Genomic DNA, 14832 nt, shown 5'->3' with positions numbered 1-14832 from the left:
CGAGTCCTCAGACGCCCGGGCAGCGTCTTTCGCAGATCAATCGGCATCCGGGTGGAGCCCCGCCAGGGTCTCCTCCGTCACAGGATTGCGCTCGACGTCCAAGATGCGCCCACCAATCTCTGCAACCCGCCGCGTGAAGGCGATCATCGTGTCGGGACTACGCGATAGGCTGCGCGAATTGATAAACTTAATCAAGATAGAGACGCCCTGCACCGGTGCATGCTCACCGTCATCAAGGTGCAGTGGCGGCAAGGTTCCAGGGGATGAGGCGTTTGCAACGGTCAGCGGATAGCCCTCAGGTCCCGGGGGAATATGGTAGATGCCGAGCGCCGCCTCGTAGAAGGCCTTGGTCTCCTTAAGCAGCTGACCCAGCTCCCGATTCGTCTCGGGTCCCGGCTCATCGAATACGACGAAAAGATAGCGCTGAGTCTTGTCTGCCAGCTTCTTTTTGTGCCGCCCAGGAGGGGACTGGGCTGGAGGATCGGATTCGGTCAAAGCCGCATCCGCCGGTCGTTCAGGCGGCGCATCCAACTCCGTCGCATCGCTGTCGTCTCTTTGTCTGACGACCGAAATGTAGAAGATCGCCAGTGCACCCAACCCTAGAATTAAGGCTGCGGCAGCCAGCAAAATGGCAAGGCTAGAGTTATTCATCGGCTGTTCCTCGACGGCTGAGGTAGTGTCGCAGAAACACGCCCACTGTTCCATCAAGGTTACTGCGAAACCGGCACTTGAGCTTGCACGGGTACTTAACCATCCATTCTGACCAGGGGCGAGCCAGGCTAATCAGCAACAGCCTAGACAATGACAACACAACAATGGTGTCGATGCCCAGTGTTACCCCTGACTCTCAATGGCGCCGCGCCACACCGGCAGATGAAGATGAATCACGTGAGATTCACGTTAAAACCAGTGCTTTATCGTTCGCGATAGCGACACACTTCATATTTTACCGCAAAACAGGCGATTCATCGTTCAGGATGGCAACGTACTTTACACTTTACCCTAAAACAGACGCTTCACCCTTGCGAGTGGCGACGCCCTATGTCTATTAGGCGGCCCGCGCTCTGCGACCAAGCCCGAGATGGCGCAACACTGATCCGATGTCCCGCACCCTGGCGGGTCAATGCACTCAGGCTTCTCGCCGCGGCGGATGAACCGAGCAGCCTCGCGGAACTCGCAGAGGCCATCGACACGGTCGCGCAGCAGCCGGAGGCAGACTGGAGCAGCCTACTGATCATCCCCACAAGCGATGGCCCGGCTGCGGCGGTCTGGGTGCAGCCGCAGCCGGGCAACACCGCTCGGCTCTGGCTGCCTGCCGACCGCTCCCAGTGGGCTGCGATCCTGTTGCGTGGGGCCCAACACTGGGCTGACAGCCAGGGTCTCGACATCGTCCAAGCGGTGGTCGACAGCGCGGATGAAGAGGCAGCCGTGTTACTGCGAGAGAATGGCTTCCCGCTCTTGGTCGACCTACTTTACATGCAAGCCAAGACAAGGCGACACAGCAGCCAGGGCGACCCCAGGCCACGCACAAGACCAGAGGCCTCGATCGAATCCATCGGTCAGCTGCCCTCAGCGCGGCTGCTGTCGCTCATGACACGCATCGAAGACGGCTCTCTCGATTGCCCAGGTCTGCATGGTGTCCTCTCCCCCCTGCAGGCCATCGAGGGCTTTCAGCGACAGGGACAATTCACACCTGAGCATTGGTGTGTTCTGCGCTTCAAGGGAGAGGACGCAGGCCTGCTGCTGCTGGCGCCGCATCCGCAGACGGCCTGCTGGGAACTCATTTACATGGGCATCGTTCCGGCATGGCGCGGCCATGGGTTGGGCCGACTGCTGGTTGCCGAGGCACTGAGCCGCGCCGGCAAGAATAGTGCTGAGTTCGTACTCTTGTCCGTGGATGTCCGCAACCAGCCGGCATGCAGCATCTACGAAGACACCGGCTTCCGTGTCTACGCCAAGCGCAGCCTCTATGCCTGGACACCAGGCAGCTCAGGGACACCGGGTGGCCCAGGAACCGCTCCAAAGTCTACTTAACACTCATGGCGCCACGCCACCCTGGCAGATGAATCGCGTGAACTCATCACAACCAGAATTCGCCCTATACTCAGCCACCCTAGGCTAACCACAATCAAAGAGACTGCATCATCATGGCGACCAGCCCCAGCCAAGCCCTGGAGACCTTCCCCAACCCACAGCCCGAGCGCGACTACACGATCCGCATCCGTGTTCCCGAGTTCACCTGCCTGTGCCCGAAAACCGGACAGCCAGATTTTGCCGAGCTAACCCTGGAATACGTGCCAGAAACGACCTGCGTCGAGCTGAAATCATTGAAGCTGTACGTTTGGTCCTATCGTGACGAGGGCGGATTCCATGAAGCCGTCACCAACCGCATCCTGACCGACCTGGTGCAGGCCACCGAGCCGCGCTTCATGCGGCTGACCGCCGAGTTCAATGTCCGCGGCGGCATCTACACGACGGTCGTCGCCGAACACCGCGCACCCCACTGGCAGGCACCCGCGGCCGTCGCACTGCCTTGACCGACGTTGCTGGCCGTCCCTGTTGGATCGGGCTTGATCTCGGCACCTCCGGCTGCCGCGCGATGGCCATCGACCGCGCTGGCGAGCCGATCGCCATCGCCAAGGCGGAGTTCCTTGCACTCCACGCGAACCAGGCGAGCCAGGCGAACGGTGGCGGCAACCAAACGAACAGCCGCGGCCGGATTAGCTGTGCCACCGAACAGGACCCGGAGCACTGGTGGCAGGCCGTCATTGAGGTGCTGAGCCAGCTGTGCTGCGATCTCGGCCGCTATCGTCCGCAAAGGCTTTGCGTCGACGCCACCTCGGCGACCCTCCTGCTGTGCACGCTCCAGGGCAAGCCACTGACCCCCGCGCTGATGTACAACGACGCACGTGCTGTCGACGAGGCAAAGATCGTCGCCGAGCGCGCGCCCAACGATTCGCCTGCTCAAGGCCCCAGCGCCTCCCTCGCTAAGCTGCTGTCTCTGCGACGACAGCTCGATCCGGACCAGCCCGCGCTCGCGCTGCATCAGGCGGATTGGATCAGCGGACGCCTGCGCGGCCAGTTCGGCGACAGCGATTGGAACAACGCACTCAAACTCGGCTTCGACCCACACCGACGCGCCTACCCGCCCTGGCTTCTGGCGCTGGACCTAAAACCCGTCGAGCTACCGCGCTGCCATCCACCTGGGGTCAATCTTGGACCGGTGAGCGTGGCGGTCGCAACGGCAACGGGGCTAGCGCCGACACTGCGTATCGCCGCCGGGACCACCGATAGTACCGCGGCGACGCTGGCGGCCGGGGCCCGAGCACCAGGTGATGCGGTGACCAGTCTCGGCTCCACGCTGGTGCTCAAACTGGTCTCCACGCGCGCGGTCACAGACGCCGCCAGCGGGGTGTATAGCCATCGGGTCGGCGACCTCTGGCTCGTCGGCGGCGCATCCAACAGTGGCGGTGCCGTGCTGAGGCGGTTTTTCGACGATACCCAGCTCAGCCGGCTGAGCGAGCGCATCGACCCGACCTGGTCGACCGGACTCGATTACTACCCACTGCCGCATCGCGGCGAGCGCTTTCCGATCGCCAACCCCGACCTCGCGCCGAGAATCACACCAAGACCCGTCGACGACAGCCTATTCCTGGCCGGCCTCTTCGAAGGCATCGCCCAGATCGAGCGCACCGGCTATCAGCGGCTAGGTGCGCTCGGGGCACCGACACCAAGGCGCATCCTAAGCAGCGGCGGTGGCGCCCAAAACCCGGTCTGGAGCGCCATCCGCAGTCGCATCCTCGGTTTGCCCGTGGAATGCGCGCGGCAGCAAGAGGCCGCTTACGGGGCAGCACTACTCGCGCGCGGCGACTGGGGCGCAGCCGCCAGACCAGACGATAACGACCAACTGCGAGGACGCCTGACGCGCTGACCGCTTGACCAACACCAGCATCCACCCACCGCCTCTTTGGCACAATGCACCGTTTTGCCGGTAATCTCTAGGGCCCGACATCGGTCCTGACCCGTCCCGCGGAGTTATCAACGCCATGGCCCAGCAAGTACTCAAGGTCCCGCCGACCAAAAACACCCTGCTATCATTGAAGAAGCAGGCCAAATTCCTTGAGGAGGGGCACGACCTACTTGAGCGCAAGCGGGAACTGCTGACGCGTTTGGTGTACGAGCGCATCGGCGAATATCGGCGACTGCGAGAGGATGCCGAACGCGGACTCGCCGAGGCCTATCGCTGCCTTGGCATAACGCATCTGCGCATGGGCAGTCGCGGACTGAATCAGGCGGCGCTGGGTGCCGCACCAGGACTGCAGATCGACATCCTGCCACGGCGCTCGCTGGGTGTTGAGTACCCATCGGTATCCGCCGAGCGCTTGCCAATCAAACCGACGGGGCTGCTCGGCACCGACGCCAGTTTCGACAACACCCGCGAGCACCTGGCTGAAGCCGCCGTGCTCTTGGCGCGGCTCGGCGAGGTCGAGATTGCGCTTTATCGGCTGATGGAAGAGCAGCGCAAGGCGCAAAAACGGGTCAATGCGCTCAAGTACAACATCATCCCGCTGTACCAGCGCAGCATCCATTTCATTCAATCGGCGCTGGAGGAAGAAGAGCGCAACACCCTGTTCCAGGTCAAGGTGCTGCGCGAGCGAGCAATCGTCTAGGCATCGACCTGAAGCTTGCTCGCCTCGAATTCAGCTCGAGTTCAGCTCGAGTTCAGCTCGAGTTCAGATAGAGACCATCTTTGAACAAGACCAAACGCACGGCAATCTTCGAACGGCTGCGCCAGGCCAATCCCACCCCAACAACCGAACTCCGTTACAGCTCAGCCTTTGAGCTGCTGATCGCCGTCATCCTCTCGGCACAGGCGACTGACAAGGGCGTCAACAAGGCCACCGAGCGCCTATTTGCGGTAGCCAACACGCCGGCTGCGATCCTGGCATTGGGCGAGGATGGGCTTAAGACACAGATCCGCACCATCGGGCTGTTCAATGCCAAGGCCAAGAACATCATCGCGACCTGCCGCAAGCTGGTCGACGAGCATGGTGGCGAGGTCCCTCGCGAGCGCGCCGCGCTCGAAGCCTTGCCGGGTGTTGGCCGAAAGACCGCCAACGTGGTCTTGAATACGGCCTTTGGTGAACCGACCATCGCCGTCGACACACATATCTTCCGAGTCGCGAATCGCACTGGACTCGCACCCGGGAAAACGCCATTGGCGGTCGAGCAAGGTCTGCTCCGCTTGGTGCCAGCGCCGTTCCTGCAGGATGCCCATCACTGGCTCATCCTCCACGGTCGGTATCTCTGCAAGGCACGCAAGCCGAACTGCCCGCACTGCCCGATCTCCGATCTCTGTGAGTACCGACAGAAGACACCGGCTGACCCGAAAACGATACCTGAGCAGATGCCGCAGTCAGTCCCTGAGCTGAACAAAAAAGCGATCGATCGATAGATCGATAGGTTCACACTCGCCGTCACGCCCTGGATCAGGGTTGACCGATCGCCTTGATTGGTCCCTACAAGCCTTCCTGACAGTCCAAGCAAACGCCCATGTTCAGCCAAGATCGCGACCAGCTCCGCCAGGCCTATCTTACCGCCTGGCGCAAAGCGCAGGCCGGCGAGCCACTCGAACCCGTCGAGCGGCAGATCGTCGAAGTTGCCAGCCAGCACCCTGAATATCACGCCTTGCTCGAGCAGGGCGAAGCGGTCATCGGCCGCGAATGGCGGCCCGAAGGTGGCGAAAGCAACCCGTTTTTACACATGGCCCTGCACATCGCGCTGCAGGAGCAGGTCAGCACCGACCGCCCGGCCGGTATTCAACGCCTCTACCAAGGCATGATCAGGCACTGCCTCGGCGATGTGCACGAGGCCGAACATCGCATGCTTGAATGTCTGGCCGAAGCGATCTGGAAGATTCAGCACGATGGGCGCGATTTCCAACCCAAATCTTACCTAAAGTGCATCAAGCGACGCGGAGCCGGGAACCGCACGCGCGCTTGAGCTTGAGATTGAGCTTGCCAAGATCGAGATCGATCGAGATCGAAACTCAGAGCCTCTGCGATGAAACATTTGACCAGTTTACTGGGTCTCTACCAGCGATAGCAGACAGTAGCTGGACGAGCCGCCCGGTTTTACCCCAGCAAAACACTGTGCTATGAATGAGTCGTTGTCGGCGCATCCGAGACCCAGTTTCGGCGTCGGCAGGCACCAAGAGAAACGATAACTCTATCATTTTCGGAGTGGAACCCATGTCCAAGAACACCACAACCCCAGCTGCTGCGGTGATCGGCGCTGCCCTCGTCGGCAGCCTGTCGATGGCTAATCTGGCCCATGCCGCAGAGAATCCTTTTGCTGCCGAGCAGCTCGACGGCGGCTATCTGATGCTCGCTGAAGGCAGCTGTGGCGAAGGCAAGTGTGGCGGCAAGAGTGACGGCGAAGGCAAGTGCGGCGAAGGCAAATGTGGCAACAAAGAGGGTGGCGAGGGTAAGTGCGGCGAAGGTAAGTGCGGCGGCGCCAGCTGATCCCGCTCGATCGATCTGAGGGTCTCGCCATGAGCGCACATGCTTTCCCTGTTCATGGCGCGGGCCTCGGCCTGCGACGCGCCTTTGCGGCGGTCGCAGCCGAACAGCGCCCCGCCGAGGTCGATTTCTGGGAGATCGCGCCGGAGAATTGGATCGGTGTCGGCGGCCGCTGGGGCAAGGTCCTGCGCAGCCTGACTGAGCGCTACCCGTTCGTTTGCCACGGGCTCTCCCTCTCGATCGGCTCGCCGGCCCCGCTGGATCTCGACCTGGTTCGCCGCATCAAGGGATTTCTCGATCGGCATCAGATTCGCGCCTACACCGAGCATCTGAGTTTTTGCTCGGACGAAGGCCATCTCTACGACTTGATGCCGATTCCGTTTACCAGCGAGGCCGTTGACCATGTGGTCGAGCGCATCCGCCAGGTTCAGGACATCTTAGAACGGCGAATTGCACTCGAGAATGTGTCCTACTACGCCGCACCCGGCCAAGAAATGAGCGAGCTGGCGTTCATCAACGCGGTCTTGCACGAGGCCGACTGCAATCTGCTCCTCGACGTCAACAACATCCAGGTCAATAGCATCAACCACCGCTACGATGCGAATACGTTTCTCAATGGCCTCCCAGGTGATCGTATCGTCTACGGACACATCGCCGGGCACTTTGAAGAGGCGCCAGACCTCCGTGTCGACACCCATGGGGCGGATGTGATCGAGCCGGTCTGGGACTTGCTTGAGCATGCCTATCAGCGCTTCGGCGTGTTTCCAACACTACTCGAACGCGACTTCAACATTCCGCCGCTCGATCAACTCACCAACGAGGTTCAGCGAATCAGCAGCATTCAAGCCTCTCTTCAAGCGTCTCATAGGCTTGCAACCGCCCAACTGAGGCAGGAGCAGCTGGCCTATGCCTCATGACCATAACCTGCAGTCAGGGATGACTCCGGCAGGCATGACTCCGGCAGGCATGACTCCGAAGCCCGGGGCCAAGCATTTCGCAGAGGTCCAGCGCGCTTTCACTGCCCACATCCGTAACCCGGCAGAGAGAGCGCTACCCGCCGAGGTCGAACCGAGGCGGATGGCAATCTATCGCGATCTGTTCTTCAACAACCTCTCGTCGCTGTTAAGCCAGGGCTTTCCGGTATTGTATCAATGCCTGGGTCAGGCACGCTGGGATGCGCTGATCCGCCAGTTCATGATCAAGCACCGAGCGACCACGCCGCTCTTCCCGCAGCTCGGCCAAGAACTCATCGCCTTCCTCAGCGAAGAGCGAGAGGCGCAGCCCGATGACCTGCCCTTCATGCTCGAGCTTGCGCACTACGAATGGGTCGAGGCCGCGCTGCTGTTCAGCGATGATGAAGCGGCCACCGATCTCGCCGACCCGAACGGCGATCTGCTCACCGGCATCCCCCTGCTCTCGCCGCTTGCTTGGAATCTCAGTTACCGTTTCCCAGTGCACCAGATCGGACCTGACTTCCAGCCACAAGAGCCAGGCCCTGAAGCCACCCACCTGGTGGTCTATCGCAACCGAAACGACGAGGTCGAGTTCCTGAAGATCAACCTGGTCACTCAGCGCTTGCTGCAGCTTATTAAAGAACAACAGTCGCAGCGATCAGGACTCGAGTGCTTGGAGACGATCGCCGCTGAGCTGCGGCATCCAGAGCCAGCGCGCGTCGTCCAGTTTGGCACCGGATTGCTCAAGGACCTCAGGCAGCGACAGATCCTCGTCGGCACACGACGCTTGGCGGGATAGGGATGCGGGATAGGGATGCTGGATAAAGATGAGCGATAGGGGGCGCGGGATAGCGCGCGGGATAGCGTGCAGGACAGGACAAATCAATCAACTGCCTTCCGGCCCAGTATGACTACCGCTGCGTTCGCGGCGAGATCGACTGTCAGGCTCGCTATTGGTCTGGCGCCTGGGCGTCGCCACTCGTAGCCGTGGCGCTACCGCGGTTCGGCGTCAACCTAAGGCGGCTGTTGTCGTCGTCAATGGTCATTTGATAGCGACCCAATACACTCATCCCAAGTAGGCCAGGGGTCCCGAGCTTATCCTCATCAATGAACGCAACGGCGACCCCCGGCAAGCGCTCACCGTCCAGCCAAACCGCTTCCAGGGTCCCCATCAGGGCCTGGGTTCGGCCGTTAGCGGTCTGCACCTCGCGCTCGGACAGCGTCGCCTGATCGATTCCGAGCGGCGCGATCATCGATGCCGGCAGCACCACGGCATCCGCACCGGTATCGATCAACAGCGTGCGATCGACGCGGCGACCAGCCGCCCCCTCGAGCGTGACGCGAACCGAATGCTGAGCGCCTTGACGGATCGTCTCGAGCTCGATCTGCCCGGCCGTTGCGCCTGAGTCCGGCTCAGGATCGATCTGCAGCTTTGGCGGCGGCGCTGTATTGGTGCGGCCCATGATGATGACCCGCGCCACCTCCCCGCTCGCACCGTGCACCAGGATGTGGTCGAAGCGCTCGAGAAGCACGCGCAACCGGCGGTAGAGGTCGACATCTTCCGAACGCCCACGCTCGTCCTCAAGCACCTCGATGCCGCTCACTGCAAACCCGTGCGCGGTCGACAGCCGACTCAACTCAGGACCTATCTCGACTTGAGCAGCAGCGACCTGCCCGCCTGCTGAAACCAGCAACAGCAAGGCGAGCGCAAAGCCCAAGCGATTCTGGTTGAGATTCCAATTCAGATACTTAGCGCTCATGAGATCAACCGCGTTGCTCCACGAAGACAACCGACGTTGAAGACAATCGCCAGCTTAGCAGGCGACGAGGCGAGTACCCAAACCTCGAGTACGCAGGAGCAAAAAACAGCATGCTAGATTAGACACCTCCTGCATACTTAACACACTAAGCACGCTCGGCATGCCAAGTGTGCTTAGTCGGTGAGCCCAGCCAGACCATCGCCAGACCGTCGCCGACCGCAAGCAGCCGAGATCCGGTTCGAGAAAATCGCGTGTCGACATGATTAGCCTGCTCTAGGCTTATCCTGCTATGCTTCTCGGTTTACTCGATCATTTAAGCTGCTGTCATCGCAAATCACTGGGTGGCACATTGCGTCGATCGAAGACTTGGAGAGACCATCGTGAATGGGCCTGAAGACGCCGGCGCACTATCGGGCGCCGAGCCTCAAGCGAGCAACAGCGGTGCACCGCTGATGGCGACCTACAAACGCCTGCCGGTTGCCTTCGAGCATGGTGAAGGCGCCTGGCTCTGGGATGTCGACGGACGGCGCTATCTCGACGCGCTCAGCGGCATTGCCGTCTGCGGCCTTGGGCATGCCCATGCGGCCGTACGTGCGGCGGTGTGCGATCAAGCCGGCACCCTCATCCACACTTCCAACCTCTACCAGGTTCCACAGCAAGCTGAACTCGGCGCGCGCCTATGCGGAGCGGCCGGGATGGACCGCGTGTTTTTCGGCAACTCCGGCGCTGAGGCAAACGAGGCCGCGATCAAGCTGGCGCGCCTGCACGCCCATCAGCGCGGCATCGCGAACCCCGCGATCTTGGTGATGGAGAACGCCTTCCACGGCCGCACCCTGGCCACGCTCACTGCAACCGGCAACCGCAAGGCGCAGGCCGGTTTCGAGCCCTTGGTCCAAGGCTTCGTGCGCGTGCCTTACAACGACATCGACGCGATCGAGACCGCCGCCGCAAACCGGCCCAATATCGTCGCGGTCCTCGTCGAGCCGATCCAAGGTGAGGGTGGCATCATGATTCCAGACGAGGATTATCTGCCTCGCCTGCGCGCGCTCTGCGACCACCATCAGTGGCTCTTGATGGTCGACGAGATCCAAACCGGCATGGGTCGGACCGGACGCCTGTTCGCGCATCAGTGGAGCGGCATCAAACCCGACGTGATGACCCTCGCCAAAGGACTCGCAAACGGCATCCCCATCGGCGCCTGCCTCGCCAGCGGCGCGGCGGCTGAGGTTCTCGGCCCAGGCAGCCACGGCTCAACCTTTGGCGGTAACCCACTCGCCTGCCGCGCGGCGGCCAGCGTGCTCGACACCCTCGAGCATGAGGGTCTGCCATCGCGCGCAGCCGTGCTCGGCGACCGGCTGATCGATGGCTTCCGCACCCGACTCAATGGCGTCGCTGGCGTGCAAGACATTCGCGGCTGCGGACTGATGATCGGGATTGAGCTGGACCGGCCCTGCCCCGAATTGGTCACTGAGGCGCTGCATCGAGGCCTGCTCATCAACGTGACGGCGGGCTCGGTGGTGCGATTGCTACCACCGCTGATCATCGACGACGACCAAGCGACGGAGATCGTTGAGACGGTATCCGAACTCATACTGATGTTCTTAAGCACCCACGCAGACCCTGACGCCGGAAGCTCCTCGTGACGTTCGATAACAGCCAGACTCCGCCTAAGCACTTCCTGAGCCTGCTCGACCTCAACGAGCAAGAAGCGGCGCGACTCATTACGCGCGCGACAGCACTAAAGCAGCAACGACACCGCGGCGAGAGCTACCAACCGCTGGTCGGCTACACACTCGCAATGGTGTTTGAAAAATCATCGACCCGAACCCGCGTCTCGTTCGAGGCCGGCATGTCGCAACTGGGTGGCACGGCGCTGTTCCTGTCTCCAAGAGATACCCAGCTCGGCCGTGGCGAGCCGATTGAGGATAGCGCTCGGGTGCTCTCGCGAATGGTCGACATCGTGATGATCCGCACCTTCGAGCACGAGACCCTAACACGGTTTGCCGACCATTCGCGGGTACCAGTGATCAATGGGCTGACCGACCGCTTTCATCCCTGCCAGTTACTGGCCGACATGCAGACCTATGTCGAACATCGCGGTTCGATTCGGGGGCGGCGTGTGGCCTTTGTCGGGGATGGCAATAATATGTGTCATTCCTACATCAATGCCGCCCGTCTCTTCGGCTTTGAGCTGCACATCGCCTGCCCGCCTGGTTTTGAGCCCGAACCCGAGATCCTGGCCGCTGGCGCAGACCATTGCAGCCTCATGCATGATCCAGCAGAGGCAGTCGAGAACGCCGATCTTGTGGTGACCGACGTCTGGGCCAGCATGGGCCAGGAAAGTGAAGAAGCTCAGCGCAAGGCGGTATTCGCCGATTTCAGCGTCACCTCAGCAATCATGGCGAAGGCCCGCCCAAACGCCCTCTTCATGCATTGTCTGCCGGCACATCGAGGCGAAGAGGTCAGCGCGGATGTCATCGACGGCCCTCAATCTGTGGTCTGGGACGAAGCGGAGAATCGATTGCATGCGCAGAAGGCCCTACTCGAGTGGTTACTGCTTGATCAGCAATCCGGCACCACGCCAGCGCCCTAAGACAAGCCCTGGAAGTTGCCTCAGAACCGGCCTCATGCAGTCCTCACATGATCACCACCGCGCCCGTTTTCTGACCGGCCTGTGCCTGGCAGCGGCACTGGCTGCCACGTCGATCGGCGCACTCGCCGAAGGCGAGACGCGGTACGTCACTGATCAATACGACTTCAATCTGCGCAGTGGCGAGAGCACGCGTTACAAGATTCTGCGTCAGCTGCCGAGCGGCACGCCGCTGACGATACTCAGCGTCAACAAGGAGAGCGGCTACGCAAGGGTGCGGACCGACGAAGGGCTGACTGGATACATCTTACTGAACTATCTACAGAATGAACCCGCCGCCCGCAGCGAACTCGAGTCGATGCGCGCAAAACTCGCCGCGCTGCAGCAGGAGCCCGATAAGCTAGCGGCACAACTGAGCACGCTGCAAAACGACTATGATGCACTCATGGCTGACGCGGAGACGCTGAAACGCGACAAGCAGGATCTCGAGGCGGAGCTGGCCGAGATTCGGCATGCCGCGACCAACGCGATCCAGATCGACCGTGAGCGCCACGAGTTACAACAGCAGGTGTCGGCCCTACTGCTCCAGGTCGACCAGCTCGAGCACCGCAATCTCGAACTCAGCAACAAGACCCGGCAACATTGGTTCCTGATTGGCGCCGCCGTGGTCGTCGGCGGCATCCTCATCGGTCTTATCCTGCCGCACCTGCGGCTGCGCCGGCGACGCAGCGCATGGCACAGCTCATCGCTCTAATCGCGCAGGCGAGCCGATAGCCAGCCGTTAAAGACCGTCGCGGTCAGCCTCGGCCGATCGACCATGAGAAACGGGTCTCAGTTAGGGAATGACCAGCGACATCCCAGGTGATAACGCATCTGGCGCCGTCAACAGGTCACGATTGGCGTCATAGATCCGCTCCCAGGCACTGGCATCACCATAGACGCGGGCACTGATCCGCGACAGCGTATCCGCAGCCCGCACCTCGTAGAACACGGGCGCTGAGGGCTGCGCGAGCGATGCTGACGCCGCATCCGATGCGGTGAGGCCCAAGACGCTCGATCGGTCAGAGGCATCGACAGCCGTCGCTTCAGCCTCTGGCCCTGGCCCTTCGCTGATCAGCGCAACGGCCGGCTCAAACGGTTTTGAGTCAGGCCCCGCGATTGCCTGCTCCCTTTGAACCTTTGTGTTTGTTGCCAAGCGGGCAAGCCGGGCCTCAGCGGTCGCAAGTCGGCGTTCGAGCTCCACCGCCTGCTGCAATGCCTCGTTCTGGCGCGCCTTAGCCATCGCCAACTCAGTGCTCAGCCGCTCAATCTCAGTCGCGGCATGAGCCTGAGCTTCATTCATGGCCGCCGCCCCCTTCTCTGCCTTCTCGGCGCGACGCCGTGCCTCGTCTAGCATGAGCTGTTGCTGATGCAAGCGCGCACTGAGCTCCGCCATATCGCTTTGGCAGGTCGTCAGCGCTTCCAGATCAACTCCGGAAGCGTCTTGCTCCGGCTGCGAAGAGACCGGCAACAGCCCATCGAGATCCGGCATCAGGCGACGCAAGAGATCGGATTGAGCAGCAACTTCGGCCCGCAGCTGGCCGGTCTCATCGGCAAGCAGGTCGAGTCGCTCGTGGATGCGGCCTACAGCAGCGGCTTCGCTGGCTATCCCGGCCTGCTCCCCAGACCCCGATGCCGGCTGCTCTAGCCCGGGTTGGGCCGCTGCCTTGGTCACCGTCACGCCCAGCAGTATCGGCATCGCCAGGCAACCGACTCGCAAGAACCAGCCCATGCTGCTGACCCGCACTAACCGAGGGCGCTGTCGAGGGGGCTGAGCACGAGCAACCATGCCGTCATCACTCCGCCCTGGTTGGAGATGCATCATGCTCATCGCCTCAGACGTTGTCTCGAGCCAGCATCCAGCGTCCAATCCGCCGCCCAATCAGTGCAGCAAGAGAGCCAAGCGACAGCACTCCCGCGCGCGAATCTTCGAGACCAACCGATCCGAGCAGGCGCTCCAGCGGCCGCTTGTGAGCGCGATAACGAACCTTGTAGAGGCTCGCCTCCTGCCGCGCCGACAGCAGGTAGTCATCACTGGTCTGCACACCGTCAACCAACCCCAGGCTGAGCGCCTGCTCGCCATGCCAATACTCGCCAGTCGCAACCTTGCTCAGATCCAGATCCGGGCGGTATGCAGCGATGAACGACTTGAACTGGCCATGGGTCTCCTCGAGCTGCTCGCGCAGCTTAGCCCGCCCCTCGTCGGTGTTCTCCCCGAACAGCGTCAAGGTGCGCTTGTGCTCGCCGGCGGTATGCAGCTCGAAGTCGACGCCCTTCTGTTGCAGCAAGCGATGGAAATTCGGCATCTCGGCGAGCACGCCGATCGAGCCAACCACCGCAAACGGCGCCGCAATGATGCGATTGGCGACACAAGCCATCAAATAGCCGCCACTTGCCGCAACCTTATCGACGGCAATGGTCAACGGGATTCCGGCGGTCCGCAGTCGCAACAACTGCGAAGCAGCAAGACCATGCTCGTGCACGGCACCGCCTGCATTGTCGAGACGCACCAGCACCTCATCTTCGCTGCTTGCGGTCATCAACAACCCTGAGATCACCTCGCGCAAAGCGCCAACCTCGGTGGCCATCAGATCGCCGTGGAAATCGATCACAAAAAGACGCCGCTGATCCGGCTGCTCGAGCTTTGCCTTCGCCTTCTCCGCCTTACGCTCAGCCTTAAAGTCTTTCTTAACAACCTTTGGCGGCAATGTCGCCGCCTTGATCCGGTCTGCCATCTGCGCATAGCGATGGTTCAGATCGACGACCTCGAGACGACTGCCGTCATCATCCTCATCGGACGAACTGCTCTGCCGAACCCGCAGAATCATCACCGCCAAAAGTCCGATGGCTAGCACCAGGGTCAGGGCTTTGGCCGCGAACAGGCCGTATTCGATTAACGCTTGCATCAGGGTCATGCGGTTACTGGGTCTCTGTTAAGGCAAGGCATCGCTGAAAGGTGTCTTCAGACC

The 14832-nt window shown here is 61.6% G+C and carries 16 protein-coding genes; 12 read left to right on the top strand and 4 right to left on the bottom strand.

All coding sequences use genetic code 11. From position 1 onward, the window contains the following. Nucleotides 1-36 precede the first annotated feature (36 nt). On the bottom strand, nt 37-705 hold the full coding sequence (locus CCR96_RS10905) for a cell division protein ZipA C-terminal FtsZ-binding domain-containing protein (protein ID WP_201220160.1): 669 nt from the start codon (nt 703-705) through the stop codon (nt 37-39). A 336-nt stretch (nt 706-1041) separates the two neighbouring features. Here CCR96_RS10905 and CCR96_RS10900 point away from each other — a divergent pair, with 336 nt between their 5' ends. The 9 genes from CCR96_RS10900 (at nt 1042) to CCR96_RS10860 (ending at nt 8273) form a co-directional block, all read left to right on the top strand. Beyond that, nucleotides 1042-2034, top strand: coding sequence for a GNAT family N-acetyltransferase (locus CCR96_RS10900; RefSeq protein WP_201220159.1), 993 nt, complete (start codon nt 1042-1044; stop codon nt 2032-2034). Between the two features lie 113 nt (nt 2035-2147). After that, nucleotides 2148-2537, top strand: coding sequence for a preQ(1) synthase (gene queF, locus CCR96_RS10895; RefSeq protein ID WP_201220158.1), 390 nt, complete (start codon nt 2148-2150; stop codon nt 2535-2537). Then, complete coding sequence (locus CCR96_RS10890; RefSeq protein ID WP_242518929.1) at nt 2534-3931, top strand: FGGY-family carbohydrate kinase; 1398 nt, start codon at nt 2534-2536, stop codon at nt 3929-3931. The genes queF and CCR96_RS10890 overlap by 4 nt, the downstream gene beginning before the upstream one ends. A gap of 115 nt (nt 3932-4046) precedes the next feature. Next, nucleotides 4047-4670 (top strand): V-type ATP synthase subunit D, encoded by a 624-nt coding sequence (locus CCR96_RS10885; RefSeq protein ID WP_201220157.1) that lies wholly within the window; start codon nt 4047-4049, stop codon nt 4668-4670. Nucleotides 4671-4750: 80 nt separating this feature from the next. Further along, entirely contained in the window at nt 4751-5455 is a 705-nt protein-coding gene (nth, locus tag CCR96_RS10880; RefSeq protein ID WP_201220156.1) for an endonuclease III, read from the top strand. A gap of 98 nt (nt 5456-5553) precedes the next feature. Then, nucleotides 5554-6003, top strand: a complete 450-nt coding sequence (locus CCR96_RS10875; protein ID WP_201220155.1) for a DUF1841 family protein — start codon at nt 5554-5556, stop codon at nt 6001-6003. A 248-nt stretch (nt 6004-6251) separates the two neighbouring features. Beyond that, nucleotides 6252-6524 carry an HvfA family oxazolone/thioamide-modified RiPP metallophore gene (locus CCR96_RS10870; RefSeq protein ID WP_201220154.1) on the top strand — a complete coding sequence of 91 codons (273 nt, stop codon included), beginning with the start codon at nt 6252-6254 and terminating at the stop codon, nt 6522-6524. A gap of 29 nt (nt 6525-6553) precedes the next feature. Beyond that, nucleotides 6554-7438, top strand: a complete 885-nt coding sequence (locus tag CCR96_RS10865) for an HvfB family MNIO-type RiPP peptide maturase (protein WP_201220153.1) — start codon at nt 6554-6556, stop codon at nt 7436-7438. A 19-nt stretch (nt 7439-7457) separates the two neighbouring features. Further along, on the top strand, nt 7458-8273 hold the full coding sequence (locus CCR96_RS10860; RefSeq protein WP_338035865.1) for an HvfC family RiPP maturation protein: 816 nt from the start codon (nt 7458-7460) through the stop codon (nt 8271-8273). A gap of 151 nt (nt 8274-8424) precedes the next feature. Here the strand turns inward: CCR96_RS10860 and CCR96_RS10855 are convergent, their stop codons facing one another. Further along, a complete protein-coding gene (locus CCR96_RS10855; protein WP_201220151.1) occupies nt 8425-9234 on the bottom strand; it encodes a retropepsin-like aspartic protease family protein in 810 nt (269 codons plus the stop codon). Between the two features lie 452 nt (nt 9235-9686). Between CCR96_RS10855 and CCR96_RS10850 the strand changes: the two genes are divergently transcribed. Genes CCR96_RS10850 through CCR96_RS10840 form a run of 3 tightly spaced genes read left to right on the top strand, consistent with a single transcriptional unit; the run spans nt 9687 to nt 12578 of the window. Continuing rightward, nucleotides 9687-10877, top strand: a complete 1191-nt coding sequence (locus CCR96_RS10850) for an aspartate aminotransferase family protein (protein WP_201220224.1) — start codon at nt 9687-9689, stop codon at nt 10875-10877. Then, nucleotides 10874-11827, top strand: coding sequence for an ornithine carbamoyltransferase (argF, locus tag CCR96_RS10845; protein ID WP_201220150.1), 954 nt, complete (start codon nt 10874-10876; stop codon nt 11825-11827). Before CCR96_RS10850 ends, argF begins: the two co-directional genes overlap by 4 nt. A 34-nt stretch (nt 11828-11861) precedes the next feature. Then, nucleotides 11862-12578, top strand: a complete 717-nt coding sequence (locus tag CCR96_RS10840) for a TIGR04211 family SH3 domain-containing protein (RefSeq protein ID WP_201220149.1) — start codon at nt 11862-11864, stop codon at nt 12576-12578. An 81-nt stretch (nt 12579-12659) separates the two neighbouring features. Here CCR96_RS10840 and CCR96_RS10835 read toward each other — a convergent pair whose 3' ends face one another. Both CCR96_RS10835 and sohB read right to left on the bottom strand, forming a co-directional pair. Beyond that, complete coding sequence (locus tag CCR96_RS10835) at nt 12660-13688, bottom strand: LysM peptidoglycan-binding domain-containing protein (protein WP_201220148.1); 1029 nt, start codon at nt 13686-13688, stop codon at nt 12660-12662. 10 nt (nt 13689-13698) lie between these two features. Further along, nucleotides 13699-14778 carry a protease SohB gene (sohB, locus tag CCR96_RS10830; protein WP_201220147.1) on the bottom strand — a complete coding sequence of 360 codons (1080 nt, stop codon included), beginning with the start codon at nt 14776-14778 and terminating at the stop codon, nt 13699-13701. Nucleotides 14779-14832: the final 54 nt, after the last annotated feature.

This window comes from Halochromatium roseum (assembly GCF_016653315.1).
Lineage (GTDB): Bacteria > Pseudomonadota > Gammaproteobacteria > Chromatiales > Chromatiaceae > Lamprobacter > Lamprobacter roseus.
The sequence above is the reverse complement of the archived record's forward strand: the minus strand, read 5'-3'. Positions and strand labels throughout refer to the sequence as shown.

Excerpts from the sequence above, each read along its gene's own strand:
- CCR96_RS10905 (WP_201220160.1), bottom strand. The coding sequence starts at position 705 with ATGGAACAGTGGGCGTGTTTCTGCGACACTACCTCAGCCGTCGAGGAA.
- CCR96_RS10900 (WP_201220159.1), top strand. The coding sequence starts at position 1,042 with ATGTCTATTAGGCGGCCCGCGCTCTGCGACCAAGCCCGAGATGGCGCA.
- queF (WP_201220158.1), top strand. The coding sequence starts at position 2,148 with ATGGCGACCAGCCCCAGCCAAGCCCTGGAGACCTTCCCCAACCCACAG.
- CCR96_RS10885 (WP_201220157.1), top strand. The coding sequence starts at position 4,047 with ATGGCCCAGCAAGTACTCAAGGTCCCGCCGACCAAAAACACCCTGCTA.
- CCR96_RS10875 (WP_201220155.1), top strand. The coding sequence starts at position 5,554 with ATGTTCAGCCAAGATCGCGACCAGCTCCGCCAGGCCTATCTTACCGCC.
- CCR96_RS10870 (WP_201220154.1), top strand. The coding sequence starts at position 6,252 with ATGTCCAAGAACACCACAACCCCAGCTGCTGCGGTGATCGGCGCTGCC.
- CCR96_RS10865 (WP_201220153.1), top strand. The coding sequence starts at position 6,554 with ATGAGCGCACATGCTTTCCCTGTTCATGGCGCGGGCCTCGGCCTGCGA.
- CCR96_RS10860 (WP_338035865.1), top strand. The coding sequence starts at position 7,458 with ATGACTCCGGCAGGCATGACTCCGGCAGGCATGACTCCGAAGCCCGGG.
- CCR96_RS10855 (WP_201220151.1), bottom strand. The coding sequence starts at position 9,234 with ATGAGCGCTAAGTATCTGAATTGGAATCTCAACCAGAATCGCTTGGGC.
- CCR96_RS10850 (WP_201220224.1), top strand. The coding sequence starts at position 9,687 with ATGGCGACCTACAAACGCCTGCCGGTTGCCTTCGAGCATGGTGAAGGC.
- CCR96_RS10840 (WP_201220149.1), top strand. The coding sequence starts at position 11,862 with ATGCAGTCCTCACATGATCACCACCGCGCCCGTTTTCTGACCGGCCTG.
- CCR96_RS10835 (WP_201220148.1), bottom strand. The coding sequence starts at position 13,688 with ATGATGCATCTCCAACCAGGGCGGAGTGATGACGGCATGGTTGCTCGT.
- sohB (WP_201220147.1), bottom strand. The coding sequence starts at position 14,778 with ATGACCCTGATGCAAGCGTTAATCGAATACGGCCTGTTCGCGGCCAAA.